The organism is Shewanella sp. UCD-KL21 (assembly GCF_001957135.1).
Taxonomy (GTDB): Bacteria; Pseudomonadota; Gammaproteobacteria; order Enterobacterales; family Shewanellaceae; genus Shewanella.
In genome coordinates this window covers 1-950 of the sequence record NZ_MPHK01000064.1, presented here as the reverse complement: position 1 = coordinate 950, position 950 = coordinate 1, and the positions used below count along the sequence as shown (strand labels likewise).

1 protein-coding gene is annotated in these 950 nt (G+C 53.3%); it reads left to right on the top strand.

Annotation, left to right across the window (positions count from 1 at the left end; translation table 11 throughout):
- Positions 1-950 (top strand): hypothetical protein (locus BM739_RS20295; RefSeq protein WP_175609565.1); only part of this gene is annotated, 950 nt, incomplete at both ends.

Genomic DNA, 950 nt, shown 5'->3' with positions numbered 1-950 from the left:
AACTCTTTAACGGTCTCGTGACCCAAGCGATGCTTGATAATGGTCAAGCCGTGGAAGTCCCTGTCGCTGCAGGCGATACCCAGGTCAATGTTGATGCACAAGTCATTGATGCCGCCGGTAACCCATCGGCTATCGCCACTGACAACCAAGACGTTGATAACACTGATGCACCTACTCCAAACGTTGAGTTTGAAGGCATGGGTGATGACGGTATTTACAGCAGCGATGAAATTGGCGCGGATGGCACCGTCACCGCCACCGTGACCTTAGCCGCTGGCACCAACATCGGTGACACGCTGATCATCACTGATGGTAACGGCAACGAACTCTTTAACGGTCTCGTGACCCAAGCGATGCTTGATAATGGCCAAGCCATTGAAGTCCCTGTCGCTGCAGGCGATACCCAGGTCAATGTTGATGCACAAGTCATTGATGCTGCCGGTAATGCTTCCGGCATCGCCACTGACAACCAAGACGTTGATAACACTGATGCACCTACTCCAAACGTTGAGTTTGAAGGCATGGGTGATGACGGTATTTACAGCAGCGATGAAATTGGCGCGGATGGCACCGTCACCGCCACCGTGACCTTAGCCGCGGGCACCAACATCGGTGACACGCTGATCATCACTGATGGCAACGGCAATGAATTGTTCAACGGTCTCGTGACCCAAGCGATGCTTGATAATGGCCAAGCCATTGAAGTCCCTGTCGCTGCAGGCGATACCCAGGTCAATGTTGATGCACAAGTCATTGATGCCGCCGGTAACCCATCGGCTATCGCCACTGATAAGCAAGACGTTGATAACACTGATGCACCTACTCCAAACGTTGAGTTTGAAGGCATGGGTGATGACGGTATTTACAGCAGCGATGAAATTGGCGCGGATGGCACCGTCACCGCCACCGTGACCTTAGCCGCGGGCACCAACATCGGTGACACGCTGATC